Origin of the sequence: Neoaquamicrobium sediminum, assembly GCF_040970315.1 — a bacterium.
Classification (GTDB): domain Bacteria; phylum Pseudomonadota; class Alphaproteobacteria; order Rhizobiales; family Rhizobiaceae; genus Aerobium; species Aerobium sediminum.
The window spans coordinates 1-16,038 of sequence record NZ_JAZHFV010000018.1 but is presented as its reverse complement, the minus strand read 5'-3'; the positions used below and the strand labels follow the sequence as shown (position 1 = coordinate 16,038).

General features: G+C 64.1%; 13 protein-coding genes and 1 tRNA gene. 11 read left to right on the top strand and 3 right to left on the bottom strand.

Annotation, left to right across the window (positions count from 1 at the left end):
- Positions 1–138: 138 nt before the first annotated feature.
- The 4 genes from V1479_RS25330 (at position 139) to V1479_RS25315 (ending at position 3,340) form a co-directional block, all read left to right on the top strand.
- Entirely contained in the window at positions 139–813 is a 675-nt protein-coding gene (locus V1479_RS25330; protein ID WP_173190884.1) for an alpha/beta hydrolase, read from the top strand.
- Between the two features lie 203 nt (positions 814–1,016).
- Positions 1,017–2,213 (top strand): YcbK family protein, encoded by a 1,197-nt coding sequence (locus V1479_RS25325; RefSeq protein WP_368805290.1) that lies wholly within the window; start codon positions 1,017–1,019, stop codon positions 2,211–2,213.
- A 92-nt stretch (positions 2,214–2,305) separates the two neighbouring features.
- Positions 2,306–2,381 (top strand) — tRNA-Glu (locus V1479_RS25320).
- Positions 2,382–2,971: 590 nt separating this feature from the next.
- Entirely contained in the window at positions 2,972–3,340 is a 369-nt protein-coding gene (locus V1479_RS25315; protein WP_368805289.1) for a hypothetical protein, read from the top strand.
- Positions 3,341–3,455: 115 nt separating this feature from the next.
- Here V1479_RS25315 and V1479_RS25310 read toward each other — a convergent pair whose 3' ends face one another.
- Entirely contained in the window at positions 3,456–3,656 is a 201-nt protein-coding gene (locus tag V1479_RS25310; RefSeq protein WP_173190877.1) for a hypothetical protein, read from the bottom strand.
- Between the two features lie 216 nt (positions 3,657–3,872).
- Here V1479_RS25310 and V1479_RS25305 point away from each other — a divergent pair, with 216 nt between their 5' ends.
- The 4 genes from V1479_RS25305 (at position 3,873) to radC (ending at position 8,180) form a co-directional block, all read left to right on the top strand.
- Positions 3,873–5,318: an aldehyde dehydrogenase family protein gene (locus V1479_RS25305; protein WP_368805288.1), complete on the top strand. Its 1,446-nt coding sequence runs from the start codon at positions 3,873–3,875 to the stop codon at positions 5,316–5,318.
- Between the two features lie 120 nt (positions 5,319–5,438).
- Positions 5,439–6,494: a 2-keto-4-pentenoate hydratase gene (locus V1479_RS25300; protein WP_368805287.1), complete on the top strand. Its 1,056-nt coding sequence runs from the start codon at positions 5,439–5,441 to the stop codon at positions 6,492–6,494.
- Positions 6,495–6,548: 54 nt separating this feature from the next.
- Positions 6,549–7,376, top strand: a complete 828-nt coding sequence (gene map / locus V1479_RS25295; RefSeq protein WP_173190875.1) for a type I methionyl aminopeptidase — start codon at positions 6,549–6,551, stop codon at positions 7,374–7,376.
- A 48-nt stretch (positions 7,377–7,424) separates the two neighbouring features.
- Complete coding sequence (gene radC, locus V1479_RS25290) at positions 7,425–8,180, top strand: RadC family protein (RefSeq protein WP_368805285.1); 756 nt, start codon at positions 7,425–7,427, stop codon at positions 8,178–8,180.
- 8 nt (positions 8,181–8,188) lie between these two features.
- Here radC and V1479_RS25285 read toward each other — a convergent pair whose 3' ends face one another.
- Positions 8,189–9,289 carry an anhydro-N-acetylmuramic acid kinase gene (locus V1479_RS25285; RefSeq protein ID WP_368805284.1) on the bottom strand — a complete coding sequence of 367 codons (1,101 nt, stop codon included), beginning with the start codon at positions 9,287–9,289 and terminating at the stop codon, positions 8,189–8,191.
- 104 nt (positions 9,290–9,393) lie between these two features.
- Here V1479_RS25285 and tyrS point away from each other — a divergent pair, with 104 nt between their 5' ends.
- Positions 9,394–10,647, top strand: coding sequence for a tyrosine--tRNA ligase (gene tyrS, locus V1479_RS25280; protein WP_368805282.1), 1,254 nt, complete (start codon positions 9,394–9,396; stop codon positions 10,645–10,647).
- A 15-nt stretch (positions 10,648–10,662) separates the two neighbouring features.
- Here the strand turns inward: tyrS and V1479_RS25275 are convergent, their stop codons facing one another.
- Positions 10,663–13,833, bottom strand: coding sequence for a hypothetical protein (locus V1479_RS25275; protein WP_438620918.1), 3,171 nt, complete (start codon positions 13,831–13,833; stop codon positions 10,663–10,665).
- A gap of 255 nt (positions 13,834–14,088) precedes the next feature.
- Between V1479_RS25275 and V1479_RS25270 the strand changes: the two genes are divergently transcribed.
- Positions 14,089–14,562: a peroxiredoxin gene (locus V1479_RS25270; RefSeq protein ID WP_368805281.1), complete on the top strand. Its 474-nt coding sequence runs from the start codon at positions 14,089–14,091 to the stop codon at positions 14,560–14,562.
- A 310-nt stretch (positions 14,563–14,872) separates the two neighbouring features.
- Positions 14,873–16,038, top strand: a 1,166-nt coding sequence (locus tag V1479_RS25265; protein ID WP_368805280.1) for a M23 family metallopeptidase, incomplete at its 3' end; no start/stop codon positions are given.

Here is a 16,038-nt window from a genome sequence, read left to right as displayed (position 1 = left end):
TCTTTCGCCGCCAGTTTTGAATTGTTCTAAACTAGCTTCTAGGGTGACGGCCCTGTCCCGTCAAGACCGAGGGGCGGGATTGCCCCGATTCTGACGCGCGAGACGAGGCCGCAGCATGCGGCGTGAAGTGGAGTAAGTATGCCCGAAGTCATTTTTGCAGGTCCCGCAGGTCGTCTCGAGGGCCGCTACCAGCCCTCGAAGGAAAAGAACGCCCCCATCGCGATCATTCTTCATCCGCATCCCCAGTTCGGCGGCACGATGAACAACAAGATCGTCTACGACCTGTTCTATATGTTCCAGAAGCGGGATTTCACGACGCTGCGCTTCAATTTCCGCGGCATCGGCCGCAGCCAGGGCGAGTTCGACCATGGAACGGGGGAGCTTTCGGATGCCGCCTCGGCGCTCGACTGGGTGCAATCGCTGCATCCCGATTCCAAGACGTGCTGGGTGGCGGGTTATTCGTTCGGCGCATGGATCGGTATGCAGCTCCTGATGCGCCGCCCGGAAATCGAGGGTTTCATCTCGATCGCACCGCAGCCGAACATCTACGACTTCTCGTTCCTCGCGCCCTGCCCGTCTTCCGGCCTGATCATCCACGGCGACGCCGACAAGGTCGCGCCGCCGAAGGACGTGCAGGGACTGGTGGACAAGCTGCATACCCAAAAGGGCATCACGATCACGCAGAAGACACTACCCGGCGCGAACCACTTCTTCTCGAACGATGCCGAGCTGCTGCTTGACGAGTGCGCGGATTATCTCGACCGGCGCCTTGCCGGCGAACTCGCGGATCCCCGCCCCAAGCGCCTTCGCTGACCGGCCCCGCTCAAAGCGCGGAACAACGCGGCAAATTGGCGGCGGAATCATGATCTTGCCTCAATTCATCCCTAGCCGGATGGTTGCGGTTTGGTTCGGGATTCGTTACGTCTCGTTCCCGGGCTTGGGGGAAAGTGCTGATTTCGTAGGTTTTTGTGAAGTCCGCATTCCAGTTTTGTCCCGGTTCTAGGAAGGGGTTTGCATTGAAGGTCGAGGGAACGCGCTTCGCACGCGGAAGACGGCGCGCTGTCATCGCAGCGCTTGCATCCACGCTCCTCGCTTCCTGCTCTGCCACATCCGGCAACGAAGAAACCTTCTTCGGCTTCAATCCATCCGATCAGTCCGCGCTCACGGCACAGTCTGCTGACGATTTCGCCGGCGCCACATTCACCAGCGACCAGACAGCCAGCGCGACGGAAGCTTTCGTCATGGACGAGAACGACCCTTCGCTGCCGGATGCCGTGGGTGCCGCCCCTACGATTCGCCCCGGCTCCGAAACCGAGGTTGCCGCAGCAACTGCCGAACAGCAGGCGCCTGAAGGTCCGGCAGGCGCGCCGCAGGTCGCAACCGCCGATGCACAGCAGACCGATACGGAATTTGTGGCGGCGGCCGAACCGGCAACCGAGGCCGCGCAACCGGCCGCAGCCGAGGAGCCGCCGAAACAGCAGGCGACCCAGTTCCTTGAAAACGGTCCGCCGCCGCAGGTTGCGGCGGCAGAACCTAAAAAACGCGGTTTCCTTGCAGCTTTCTTCGGCACGTCCAATGCACGAGCCGCATCCGCGCCGCCGGCGTCCAAGCCGCTGATCGCCACCGCCTCCCCCAAGATCGAGCCGGCAGCTTCCAAACCAATCGTTCAGCTTGCGTCGGCCAACGCTTCCGCATCGACGCCCATCATTCCGCAGAATGGCGAAGCGCTGCCGGGAGTACGCCCCGATTCGCTGTTCGAGATTTCGCGCCGGTCCGGCATGGACGACACCAGCGATATCGATCTGCACGAGGGTGAAGAGCCATACCAGGTCGCTTCGGCGGCCGGTCTTGCCCGGCTCGCCCCCAACGGCTTGACCAAGCAGACGGAAAGCGTGGACGTCGCCTGCCTGAAGCCCTCTCTCGTGCGTGTGCTCAAGACCGTCGAGCGGCACTACGGCAGCAAGGTCGTTGTAACGTCAGGCTACCGCAATCCCGAGCGCAACCGTCGCGCCCGCGGCGCCCGCAACTCGCTGCACATGTATTGCGCGGCGGCTGACGTGCAGGTGGCAGGCGTTGGCAAATGGGAACTCGCGAAGTTCCTTCGCAGCATGCCTGGTCGCGGTGGCGTCGGCACCTATTGCCACACGAATTCCGTTCATATCGACGTCGGCCCCGAGCGCGACTGGAACTGGCGTTGCCGCCGGCGCAAATAGCCGCAGGCAAAACGCGAAATTTTCCTGTTTGCCGTGCAAAGATGGGTTGCCCGTTGCTGCGATGCTCACTATAAGCCACCTCGTTCTGGCAAGCGCCCATCGTCTAGCGGTCTAGGACGCCGCCCTTTCACGGCGGAAACACGGGTTCGAGTCCCGTTGGGCGTGCCAGAAAATTCAAGCACTTGGTGCTGCTTCTCCCCTAATGCGTCAAATATGCCGTCTTGGCAGTACGGATCTGAGCGCGAAGCCATCGTGGTTTCCCGCCGGCCGCTCCACACCGGAAGCTGTTGATTGACGCGAAACCTGATTGCGCGACTCAACCGAGAGTGTCAGCCTTTGATTGCTGACGAGGGGGTCAGCGGGGTTGGAGGCTCGGCTTGCCACTGGCAGCCTCCCATGGCCGAGCCTCACCCTGGGGTCTAGAAACTGCCTCAGGAGTCCACGCCCCTCAGCAACGCAGACAGCGTCGCTCCTCTGCACGTCGTTTTCCTGGCGACCCGCTTGCGTGACGCCGGCGCATCCGGCCTACCGATACCAGTCAACAGCGCCAGCGGCGAACTGCGAGGCTAACGGCCACCGTGTTTGATTTCCAATGGGCCATCCGGGGCCATCATGCGTCGAGGCCGAGTTCCTTTGCCCGCAAGCCGCCATGGCCCGCGCCCATAGCGAAATGCGCTTCCTCATCATCTTGCGGCGTCGCCGAAGGCGCCGGGCTCACCTACCCTGCACGCCTTCTCAACGCTCAGATGGATGCAGACATGCGCCTTGCCGCCACCCTCGCCCTTGTTGCTTTCTCAACGAACCCGTCACTGGCGCAGGATGCCCCCGTAGGCATCTTCCGCTGTCACGACACCAGCATGGCGCCGTTCGGCACGTTGCTACTGGACGGGAAAGGCACCTACCAGATCATCGGGACAAGCACGGGGGACTGGGCAGCCGACCCGAGCCTCCCGCAGAACGGCGCGGGCACCTACAGCATCGACGGCACACAATTGCTGCCCGAAGGCGGCCCGCTGAAGGATGCCTTCGCCGCGACGGGAAATTTTCTCGGCGGGGGACAGGAAGCCACCATCGGCTTCTCCGACAAGCAGGGTGCCCTGCTGACCTGCCTGTCCACGGTGGGATGAACGCTGGCCGCTTGCCGCCTGCTCCTCAAGAAAGGCGGCCGCGCACCGCCAGACGCCTCACGTCGTTCAGTCGACGTGGGACGTTCTGATCCGAAGCAGGTCCGAGAAACGCAACCTATCCCGTGCCGGAGCGCATCCGGCGCGGGAACTCGATCACCTTTGCGGATTCGCCATCGACAGCAAACTCCTGCGCCAGCATTGCGTCGATCAGGATCGACAGCGCCTGGCGCGATTTGACGCTCAGCTCGTCGTCTCCCGGCAGCAGCCGATAGGCTTCTTCGAGATTGTGGCGGGCGGCGGAATAACTGGGCCTCACGGATACCTCCTTTCGCCCCTCTCCCACGATCTGCACACTCCCGCCTTTCGGAACCGCCAAAGGATTCGATTGCATTTTAGCGATGTCACATGAATGTGCGGATATCCCCAGCCGGCCCACGTGACCGCCCTGCCCCAACGACGTCGCCTCCGTGGTATTGGAGCCGGGCGGCTCGCGGTATTAAGCAGTCACGAGCCCATCGACCAGGAGACAGAAATGCTGCGCAAGACCGAATTCTACATCGACGGCAAATGGACGGCGCCTGTCGCCGCGCGCGAGCTGGAGGTGATCAACCCCGCCGACGAACAGCCTTTCGCGGTCATCTCGCTGGGCGCGCAGGCGGATGTAGACAAGGCCGTGGCAGCGGCACGGCGCGCCTTCCCCGCATGGTCGCGCACCAGCCGCGAGGAACGCGTGGAAGCGCTGGAGCGGCTGCTTGAGGCCTACAACGCACGCATGGACGACATGGCCAAGGCGATCTCGGACGAGATGGGCGCGCCGATCAAGCTGGCCACGGAATCGCAGGCGTCGGTCGGCGCCTACCACATCAAGACATTCATCCGCACGCTGAAGAACTTCGTCTTCGAGCACCCGCTCGACGAGCGCAACCCGAACGACCGCATCGTTCACGAGCCGATCGGCGTCTGCGGCCTGATCACGCCATGGAACTGGCCGATGAACCAGGTGACGCTGAAGGTCGTGCCGGCGATCGCGGCGGGCTGCACGGTGGTGCTGAAGCCATCCGAAATCGCGCCGCTTTCGTCGATCGTCTTTGCCGAGATCGTCGACGCGGCCGGCCTGCCGGCCGGCGTGTTCAACATGGTCAACGGTGACGGGCCGTCGGTGGGCGAAGCGATGTCCCGCCATCCCGACATCGACATGATGTCGTTCACCGGTTCGACCCGTGCAGGCGTCGCCGTCTCCAAGTCGTCGGCCGACACGGTCAAGCGCGTGACGCTCGAACTCGGCGGCAAGTCGCCCAACCTCGTCTTCGCCGACAGCGACCTGGAAGCGGCCGTGGTGCGGGGCCTTAACCACTGCTTCGAGAACACCGGCCAGTCGTGCAACGCGCCGACGCGCATGCTGGTGGAACGCCCGGTCTACGATCAGGCGGTCGAGATCGCCGGCCGGCATACCGCGACGGTCAAGGTCGGCAATCCGGCCGAACAGGGCGATCATATCGGACCGCTCGTCTCTGAGGCCCAGTTCAATAAGGTACAGGGCCTGATCGAAATCGCGATCAAGGAAGGCGCGCGGGTCGTGGCCGGCGGCCCGGGCCGGCCCGAAGGCTTCAATCGCGGCTACTATGTGCGCCCGACGGTGTTTGCCGATGTCTCCAACGACATGACGATCGCGCGCGAGGAAGTGTTCGGTCCGGTGCTCGCCATGATCCCGTTCGAGACGGAGGAAGAGGCGATCGAGATAGCCAACGACACGCCCTACGGCCTGTCGAGCTACGTCCAGACGAGCGATCCCGAGCGGGCCCGCCGCGTCGCCCGGCAGCTTCGCAGCGGCATGGTGCAGATGAACGGTGCCGGTCGCGGCGCGGGAAGCCCGTTCGGCGGTTATAAGCAGTCGGGCCTTGGCCGCGAAGGCGGCAAATACGGGCTAGAAGACTTTCTGGAGGTCAAGGCCGTGGCCGGATGGCCGGCCGAGGGGTGAACCCCGGTTTCCCAGATGACGAGAGGGCGGCGCATTGCGCCGCCCTTTGTCTTTCCGGAGGCCGGCGAAGCGCTGGACATTCCTTTTCGATCATGGCCTAACGCATGGTAAGGGGGCGTCATGAAAGACATTGCAGCGACCATCCTTGCCGCGCTGGATGATCGCCGGCAGATCGAACCGTTCAGCGACGGCGATCCGTCGTTCGACCTCGATGCGGCCTATGCAACGGCCGACGCCGTGATCGGGGCGCGCATCGCACGGGGCGAGCGTCCGGTCGGATGGAAGATCGGCTTCACCAACCGCACCATCTGGGACGAGTACGGTGTGCGCGCACCCATCTGGGGACCGACCTACGACACCTCGACATACGGGTTCGACCCGGAGCAAGGTCAGGCGGAACTCGACATTTCAGCGTTTGTGGAACCCCGCATAGAGCCCGAGATTGTCTTCCGCGTCGCGCGGCCGCCGCGCGCGGATATGGACGACCGGGAACTGCTTTCCTGTATCGACGCTGTCGCACACGGTTTCGAGGTCGTGCAGTCGATCTACCCCGGCTGGCGATTTACCGCAGCCGACACCGTCGCGGCAGCCGCCATGCACGGCGCATTGCTGCATGGCCCGATGATGGCCATCGACCATGACGCGGCGACTGACTGGATCGAGCGACTGGCATCGTTCGAGATCGTCCTTTTCAGGAACGATGTCGAGGTCGATCGCGGTTCCGCGCGCAATGTGCTCGACGGGCCGCTTGCCGCGTTTCGCCATTTCGTCGCCGGGCTCGAAGAACGTCCGCTGCGACGCGGCATCGAACCCGGCGATGTGGTTACCACCGGCACCGTGACGCGAGCCTTCCCGGTCGAGGCCGACGAGACATGGTCGACGCGGGTGGAGGGGTTGCCCCTGCCCGGCACGCGGCTGCATTTCCTGCCAGCCCTGCAGGAGCGGCTGACGCGCCTGATCGAGCAGGCGGCGCAGGCCCGGTTTCGCATGGAGAACCCCGATGCCTGCAAGAGTGCGGCCGAACACGAACAGGCTGTGACGACGAGCATCGCCGCAGAGACCGCGCTCTCCCGCCTTCTCCTGCGAGACCGGGCCGGCCTTGCCGACGCGATGACAGCCGTCGAGGAGCAAGTTCGGACACTGGCCGATTCGTGGAAGTCGCGCCCTTCCTCTTGAAGCGAAGCCGCTTCGATGCGACATGGTGGGTTCGCATCCAACGGACGGAAGACGATGGTCACCTATCTCGACGCGGACGCCGCGCCACAGCGCAATACGGGGCAGATCAGGCTCTACGGACCCGAGGCCTTCGAGGGCATGCGCAAGGCCTGCAACCTGACGGCACGCTGCCTTGACGAGTTGGCGGGCATGGTCGCGCCGGGCGTCACGACGAACGCGATCGACCGCTTTGTCTTCGAGTTCGGCATGGACCACGGTGCTCTGCCGGCGACGCTGAACTATCGCGGTTACACAAAGTCGACCTGCACCTCGATCAACCATGTGGTCTGTCACGGCATTCCGGACGACAAGCCGCTGCGCGAGGGCGACATCGTCAACATCGACGTCACCTACATTCTCGACGGATGGCATGGCGATTCCAGTCGCATGTATCCGGTCGGACAGATCAAGCGCGCCGCCGAGAGGCTGCTGGAAGTCACCCATGAGTGCCTGACGCGTGGCATCGCGGCGGTGAAACCCGGCGTGCGCACGGGCGCGATCGGTGCTGCGATCCAGACCTATGCAGAAAGCGAGCGCTGCTCGGTCGTCCGCGACTTCTGCGGACACGGCGTCGGGCGGCTCTTCCACGACGCGCCGAATATCCTGCATTACGGCAGCCCGAACGAAGGCGTGGAGATGCGCGAAGGCATGATCTTCACCATCGAGCCGATGATCAATCTCGGCCGCCTGCATGTGAAGGTGCTCTCCGATGGCTGGACCGCGGTGACGCGCGACCGGTCGCTGTCGGCGCAGTATGAGCACACGGTCGGCGTGACGGCCGACGGCTGCGAGGTCTTCACGCTTTCTCCCGCCGGTCTGGACAGGCCGGGGCTTGCCGCCTGACACGGTTCGCCTATCCTGTGCCCTGAGCTGGGGTGGGGAAAGTTGAACATGCAGGGTGACGATGGCGACGAACGCGGCTTCTTCGCGGAACGAGCGTTGCCTGCGCCACGCGCGGCCAAAGCTGCGGCGGAGAAACCGCACTATCTCGGACATCGCGAACGGCTGAGAACCCGCTTCCGGGAAGCGGGTGCCGGCGCACTATCCGACTACGAGTTGCTGGAACTGCTGCTCTTCCGCTCGATTCCCCGCGCGGACACCAAGGGGCTCGCCAAGACGCTCATCAATCGATTCGGCTCGTTCGCGGAAGTACTTGGCGCGCCTGAACATTTGCTGCGCGAGGTGGAGGGTGTCGGCGATGCTGTCGCGCTCGACATCAAGACGATTGCCGCCGCGTCCAGCCGCATGGCCCGAGGCGCGATCGGCCGCCGGCCCGTGCTCGGCTCATGGGCGCAGGTGATCGACTATTGCCGCGCGGCGATGGCGTTCGAGCCACGCGAGCAGTTCCGCATTCTGTTTCTCGACAAGAAGAACGTGCTGATCGCCGACGAGGTGCAGCAGTCGGGCACGGTGGACCACACGCCGGTCTATCCGCGCGAGGTCATGCGCCGCGCACTCGAACTCTCGGCCACGGCGATCATCCTCGTCCACAACCATCCGTCCGGCGATCCGACGCCCTCGCGGGCGGACATCGAGATGACGAAGACGATCATCGGTACCGGAAAGCCTCTCGGCGTGATCGTTCACGACCACATCATTGTGGGCCGCAACGGCCATGCGAGCCTGAAGGGCATGCAGCTCATCTAGGCCGCAGATCAGGGAAGGCTGAGCACGCCGCCCGTTACCGGCTCCCGGCAGCCCGTCGTTGTCGGGAAGGTCAGGGGCAGGCCGTTCAACGCGCGGACGGCGAGATAGGCCCAGGCCTCCGCCTCCATTGCGTCACCGTCGAGCCCGGTATCCTCGGCCAGAAGAACCTCGACCCCGGACGGCACGCCGGCGCGCAGATCCGCAACGATGTGGGGGTTGCGCCGCCCGCCGCCGCAGATGATCCAGAGCTTCGGGTGGGCCGGCATGTGCGCGGCAGCCGCCAGGATCGCCTCGGCCGAGACGGCGGCCAGCGTTCGCGCGCCGTCGGCCAGTTCCAGTCCGGCCGCCAGGTCGAGCGTGAAATCGTTGCGGTCGAGCGATTTGGGCGCTGCGCGCTCAAAGAACGGGCTTTCCATGTAGCGCTCGACAACGGCTCGTATCACGCCGCCTTCGCTGGCGATCATGCCGTCGGCATCGAACGCCACGCCGCCCTCGCCCGACACCCACTGGTCGATCAAGGCATTGCCCGGCCCGCTGTCGAAGGCGACGGGATCGCCGGCGGCGGGCACGAAGGTGACATTGGAAATCCCGCCGATATTGACGAACGCCATCGGAAATCGCGGCAGGGAAGCGGCCAGCGCGGCATGATAGGCGGGCACCAGTGGCGCGCCCTGCCCGCCATGCACCATGTCGTTGGCGCGCATGTCGTGCACCACTGGCAAGCCCGTTTCGCGCGCCAGCAAAGCGCCGTCGCCGAGCTGCACCGTCAGGGCCTTCTCCGGCCTGTGCAGTACCGTCTGACCATGAAAGCCGATCAGTTGAGGGGCGATGTCGCCGTGCTCTGTCAGGAATCGCTTTACCGCATCCGCGTGGCGCAGCGTGATCTCACGCTCCAGCGCCGCAAGGTCTCCCGGCCGCTCCTCGCGCGCACAAATGCCCCTGGCCTCACCCAGCGCGGTTTCAATACGACGGCGAAAGGCCGCTTCGTAGGCGACGAAGCCCGCAGGGCCGCGCCGCACGTCGCCCCGCCCATCCGTCGTCACGACTGCAAGGTCGATACCGTCCATCGACGTGCCGCTCATCAGGCCGATCGCGCATGTCAGCGTCATTTCCGCCGCCGTTCTTGTGATTCTCGCATGCTTGATGCTAAAGCCGCGCGGGTTCCCGCGCCATTCGCAGTGCGGGCCAAATATGTTCCATGGAAAGCACGATCATGTCCGCCTTCAAGTCCGACTTCCTGCGCACGCTGTCAGAACGCGGCTTCATCCACCAGATCTCGGATGAAACCGGTCTCGACGACCTCCTCGCCAAGGAAACCGTGACGGCCTATATCGGCTACGACCCGACGGCGTCGAGCCTGCATGTCGGGCATCTCACGCAGACCATGATGCTCTACTGGTTTCAGCAGACGGGACACCGGCCCATCTCACTGATGGGCGGCGGCACAGGCATGGTCGGCGATCCTTCCTTCAAGGAGGAAGCCCGCAAGCTGATGACGGTCGAGATGATCGAGGACAACATCGCCTCGCTCAAGGCCTGTTTCTCGCGCTACCTCGACTATGATCGCGACAGCAACGCGGCGCTGATGATCAACAATGCCGAGTGGCTGCGTCCGCTCAACTATCTCGAATTCCTGCGGGACGTCGGCCGGCATTTCTCGGTCAACCGCATGCTTTCGTTCGACAGCGTGAAGACGCGCCTCGACCGCGAGCAGTCGCTGTCTTTCCTCGAATTCAACTACATGATCCTTCAGGCCTACGATTTCGTGGAGCTGAACAAGCGCTACGGCACGCGGCTGCAGATGGGCGGCTCGGACCAGTGGGGCAACATCATCAACGGTATCGATCTCGGCCACCGCATGGGAACGCCGCAGCTCTACGCGCTGACGTCTCCCCTGCTGACCACCTCATCCGGCGCCAAGATGGGCAAATCGGCTTCCGGCGCCGTATGGCTGAATGCCGACCTCCTCTCGCCCTACGAGTTCTGGCAGTACTGGCGCAATACCGAGGATGCCGACGTGGAGCGCTTCCTCAAGCTGTTCACGATCCTGCCGATGGACGAGATCGTGCGGCTTGCGGCGCTCGGGGGCTCTGAAATCAACGACGCCAAGAAGGTGCTGGCGACCGAGGTCACCGCCATGCTGCATGGGCGCGAGGCCGCCGAGCAGGCATCGGAGACCGCCCGCAAGACCTTCGAGGAAGGCGCTCTGGCCGAGAGCCTGCCGACCGTGGAGATCGACGGGGCCGAACTCGAAGGCGGCATCGGCCTGCTTGCGCTTTTCGTGAAAGCCGGGCTTGCCGGTTCCAACGGCGAGGCGCGCCGGCATGTCCAGGGCGGTGCGGTGCGCGTCAACGACGAGCAGGTTACGGACGAAAAGCGCGTACTGGGCGCTGGGGACCTTACGTCCGAAGGTGTCATCAAACTCTCGCTGGGCCGCAAGAAGCATATCCTCGTCAGGCCGGCCTAGATCCGGGCCCGACGCTCACCGGTATTCGAACACCGAGCGGAAGATGCCGGGCGCGATGACGGATAGCGGGTTGACCTGAAGCTGCGGCTCGCCGGCTTTTCCGGCGAGCCTGAAGGTGATGCCGATCAGGCCACGGTCGCGGCCGTTGCCAAGGATCTGGCCGATGATCGGAATTTCGCCGAAAATCCGGTTGAGGCCATAGGCGGGCATGAACGTGCCCGTCATGTCCATGTTGCCCGCTGCATCGTAGAAACTGCCCTGGAAGGTCGACCCGATCTGCGGTCCGCGCACCACGCCCTGCTGCAGGTTCAGGAACCCCTGCCCCTTCTCGATCATCGAGAAGCCGCGCTCGAATTGCACGCGCGAAGTGTCGATCTCGCCGCGCACCGCCTGATTGAGCGAGCGTCCGTCATTGGCCGGCGCGCTCGAGACAAGCGACCCCAGGCGCGGCTCGTCGACGATCCAGAAGTCGCGCGCATCGACCTGCCCGCGCAGCGGCCCGTTGCCGGCGCCTGCAAGCGACATGGCGATCGTTCCGCCTTCCATGTGTTCGTATATGTCAAGGAAACGCAGCAGCGCGCCGGCGTCGGCCGAATTCATGACGACGTTGCGGGCGTCGCCCTGGCGCCCGTCGCGGAACGTCACCTGCCTGCCGCTGGCCGTGGTTCCGGAAAATTCGAGCCTGTCGGTGCGCGCGCCGGTGCCGCTGTATTTCAGCTTCACATTGCTAAGCGCCTCGCCGTGGAAGCCGACGACGCGATCGACCTCCAGGTCGAGCGTGACAGGCGCGGCGCCGCCCTGAGACGTGCCGCCGGTGGAATCCTTGGCATACAGCTTGACGACCGAGCGGGCATCGATGCTGCTGCCACGCACGGTGATCGCATAGCCTTTGCCCTGGGCTTTCATGTCGAAGGAGAAGTCGTCGCCACGGTTGAGCCGTGCGGTAGGGAAACGCACGCTCGTGACTTCGCCGCCGGCAAAAGACAGTGCGCCGCTGGCGGCGAAGGTGTCGCCGCTGAGGATAAAGTCGCGAAGGTCGATGCGGTTGCCGTCCATGGCGAGCGAAAAGGCGACGGTCGCGGGCACGCCCTTGCCCTTGCTCCATCCGGCCCACGGTATGGTCAAAGCGGCGTCGCGCAGATTCGCCTTGATGGCCCTGCTTTTCGGCGAACCATCGTCGAGCTCGACTTCGGTCATGCCCGACAGCAGCACATCAAGCCCCGGCGCGATCGCCTCACGCGCCGCGTCGTCCATCTTCAGGGCAATGCTGCGCGCGCGCGTGACCGGACTGTTTGCACCCAGTGGCTCGACCAGACTGAGTGTGGCCGGTGACCCGTTCATGCGCGCCTGCGCGTCGATCACGGCCTTGGTCGGATCGACGGTGATGTTTCCGTTGGCGGCTGTGATCGTCTGTCCGTCAAAGGGTTCGGCAAGCGATAGATTCTCGTAGTCGAGATCGACCTTCCAACCGAGGCTTTCCACGGGAATCGAGCGTTGCAGGGGAATATCCGCGATCACCGTGCCTTTGACGGACCCGGAAAGATCCGTGGGTTTCAGGTCGATGAAACGCCGGACGTTGATGGGATCGTAGCTGGCAAGCTGGAGGACGCTTCCCGCGTCACCCTCCACGTCGATGCGCAGCTTGCCGATGACCGGCGGCATATGTGCTTCGCGTACGGTGAGTTCGCCGTTGCTGGCCTTGACGGTGCGCCCACCTGCCATGAAGACGGTGCCGCTTTCCAACGAGATGTCGACATCTGAGCCGCGAAACGATACCGCGCCGACGCCGTCGCGCACGGGTGGAATCCGCCCGGCCACGTCGAAGCGCGTGCCTCTGATCGAGAAGCTGCCGGAGACTTCCCTGGCGCCGAACGGCACACCGTTACCGATACGGCCGGGCGGCGTCGTGAGGTCCAGTCGTCCTGTCTCGACGTGGCCGCCATAGATGTTGGACAATACCCAGTTGCGCGCGCCGCCCGCGGCAAACCAAGGCCAGAGCTGCTTGACCTGGCCGACGGGCATGTCGCGGACGTCCAGAGCCATTTCAAGGCCGGGGCTCTTTCCCCGTTCGAATATCGCGGCAGCGCGGCCTTCCACCTCCCCTTGGGAAGACCTGACACCCATCTCGTCGACGCTGAGGCGGCGGGCTTCCGGGTCCCACAAGCCGGCAAGACGGGCAACGACCGGCAGTGCCGGCTCCGGGGAGCCTTCCGGCGCGACGGCGGAACCGTCGCTGACAAGTTCGAAGCGATAGGTCGGATGCGTGGAGGCCGGATTGGGGCCAACCGCGCCGTTGAACCGCCAGAACGAACGACCGCTGGCAATGTCCAGCCTTTCGATTTCAACCTTGGCGGTTCCCCGCGCCATGCTCGCGGCAACATCGACATCGGCGATGAAAGAACCGTCCTGCCCGAAAGGTATGGTAAGCGCGGCAACGCGCCCGTCGATGTCCAGCCGTTCGCCGGCCACCGACTCGGAGCCCGACAGCTTGGCTGTGGCTTCGCCGCCATCCGGCAAGGAGGATGTGAGCTGGACGGCAAGCGTCTTTATCGTCTGGCCATCCGCGTCCAGCGCCGCCTGCCCTTCCACCGTAGACACGCGATCACGGAATTCGAGCTCGCCGGCGAGAGCAAGGGCACCGTGCGCATCGCCTTCAAGGCTGGCACTGCGGACGAGCAGCAGGGCGTTGTCGTCATCACCAAGCGCTATCTGGATGTCGGAGAGCTCGATGCCGTCGATATCCTCCCGATCGAACAGGCCGATAAGCCGCCTTGCCCCGCCGAAAAGCTGGGCGAGGGCAGCGTCCGTGTCGAGCAGGCCCTTATCGTCGAAGACTGGTAATTGCTGGCCCCCGCCCTCCACGCGTATTGCGGCGGGGTTTATGCGCGCGTCGGCAAGCCTTGCGCTGGAAAGCTCGATCTGGCCTCTGAGCAACGGCAACAGTCGCAGGCCGAAGCGCGCCGAGCCGATCTGCATGACTTCCCGGCCATCGGCCGAAGCCGTGAGCCGTGCGTTTTCCACGCTCAGCCCTATCAGCTTCAACCCGGCAAACGAAATGCCGACCCTACCGATCTCGGCGTTGAAGTCCTCGCCCGCCAGGGTGGAAACGGCCTGCTGCGCCTGAAGTCGCAGCCTTTCGTCTCCGAGGCCCGAAAACAGGGCCACGGCCCCGACAGTCACGATCAAGGCTATCGCCATCGTGGCGGCAAGCGCGATCCTGGCGCCGCAACGGCATATACGCAGCCAGGGTGGCGTCGCTGGCAGCGGTTGAGCAGAGGGGAACTGGTCGAGACTCGTTATGTCGCCGCGGCGAAACCGGATCTTTTCATGAGGAGGTGCCTCGTGATGCACGCCGCCGAGCCTGTTTCCCACGTTGGACGAATCTGCCGAAACCACTATACCCGTCAGCCTACCGGCGTAACCACAAACAAGAGTGAGGGCATGACAAACATCAAGGTCGGCGACCCGGCACCGAACTTCGATCTTCCCGGCGATGGCGGAACGCGTGTGTCGCTAGCCGCCCATCGCGGCGACATTGTGGTGCTGTTCTTCTACCCGAAGGACGACACCACGGCCTGCACCACGGAAGCGATAGACTTCAGCGGGCTCAAGCCGCAATTCGATGCGCTCGGCGTCGCCCTGATCGGCATTTCTCCCGACAGCGCCAAAAAGCACGACAAGTTCAAGGCAAAGCACGCGTTGACCGTGACGCTTGCAGCGGACGAGGAGCGTACTGCACTCGAGGCCTATGGCGTGTGGGTCGAGAAGTCGATGTACGGCCGCAAATATATGGGCGTGGAACGCACGACGCTGCTGATCGACCGCGAGGGGCGCATCGCCCGCATATGGAACAAGGTCAAGGTACGGGACCACGCCTCGGAAGTGCTCCAAGCGGCACGCGAGCTTGCCACTTAAACTCCAGGGAACGAAAACGGCCGCGTACCGTTCTCTTCGTGAAGCGAGTAATTCCCTATCATGGAGATGAACATGCTGCGCGGTCTTTTGCTTTGGATGATCGGTATTCCTATCCCCATCATCATTCTGCTTTGGCTCTTCTTCTTTTGATGGCGCCCCGCGCCGAGAAGGGTCACAGAGTCTGATTTCAACGCCCCGGCCCCGCCGGGGCGTTTCCGTTTCAGCTATGGGATGCCGGCCAGCAAATCTTTGTTAACCCTAACAAGGTGTAATGCGACACACGATCCTCCTACCGTTGGGTATGTGTTCCGTGAAAGAGAATCGGCAGACTTCGGTCTTCGGCAGACGTAAAGAACCGCACACCGTCATCATCGCCCGAGGCGACCAGATACGACACTTCGTCGTGAGGCCGTGGCTTGCCGCGTTTATCGGGTCCACCGTGGCGGCCATGGCGGTCGGCTATCTGCTTGCCACATCCTATCTGGTGTTGCGCGACGATCTACTTGGCGCCACGGCTGCGCGGCAGGCCCGCATGCAGCAGGCCTATGAGGACCGCATCTCGGCCCTGCGCGCGCAGGTCGACCGCATCACGAGCCGGCAGATTCTCGACCAGCAGCTTGTCGAAAGCAAAGTCTCGGAACTGCTCGCCCGCCAATCCCAGCTCACCCAGCGCCATGGACGCATCGGGCCGATCCTCGAGCGCGTGAACGGCACCGGCGGCAAACTGCCGGAAACCGCGCCCCTGCCCTCCACCAAGCCCGAATTGCGGGTATTGAACGAGAAGGCGCCGGTGGTCATCGCCGACAGCTCGGCCAGTTCGTTCTGGTCGACAAAGCCGGTGAGCCAGGGCTACGAGAGCGCCGCCGACAGGGCCGACCGCCTATTCGTCTCGATCAACCGGTCGCTGCGTGCGATCGAGTCGGAACAGATCGACGGTATAGGTAACGCCACCGAAACCGCGTTTCTGGCCGCTGACGAAATCGCCGGAGCGCTGGAGGCGGCCGGTCTGCCCGTCGAGGTCGATACCAGTGACGAGGCCGTCGGCGGGCCGCTGCTGCCGGTCGAGGCCGGCATCCAGTTCGAGGCACGTGTGCGTGAACTCGACGAGGCGTTGAGCAAGCTGGAGGCCGTCAAGGCGCTGGCGCGCGAGATGCCCATCCATAATCCTGTGCCCGGTCGGCCCGTTTCGAGCAGCTTCGGCGTGAGGCGCGACCCGATCATCAGGCGCCCTGCGATGCATGCCGGCATCGATTTTCGTGCGCCGTCCGGCACAGACATCCGCAGTGCGGGCGCCGGCACGGTGGTCAAGTCCGGCTGGAACGGTGGATATGGCAGGATGGTCGAGATCGACCACGGCAACGGGCTGACCACACGCTATGAACCGCTCCGGGTTTGCCGGAGGCTCCAACTCCTGAGAAGGTGGAGCCATCATGAGCAAGACGACGAACAAGTTTTCCCCGGAAGTGCGCCAGCGAG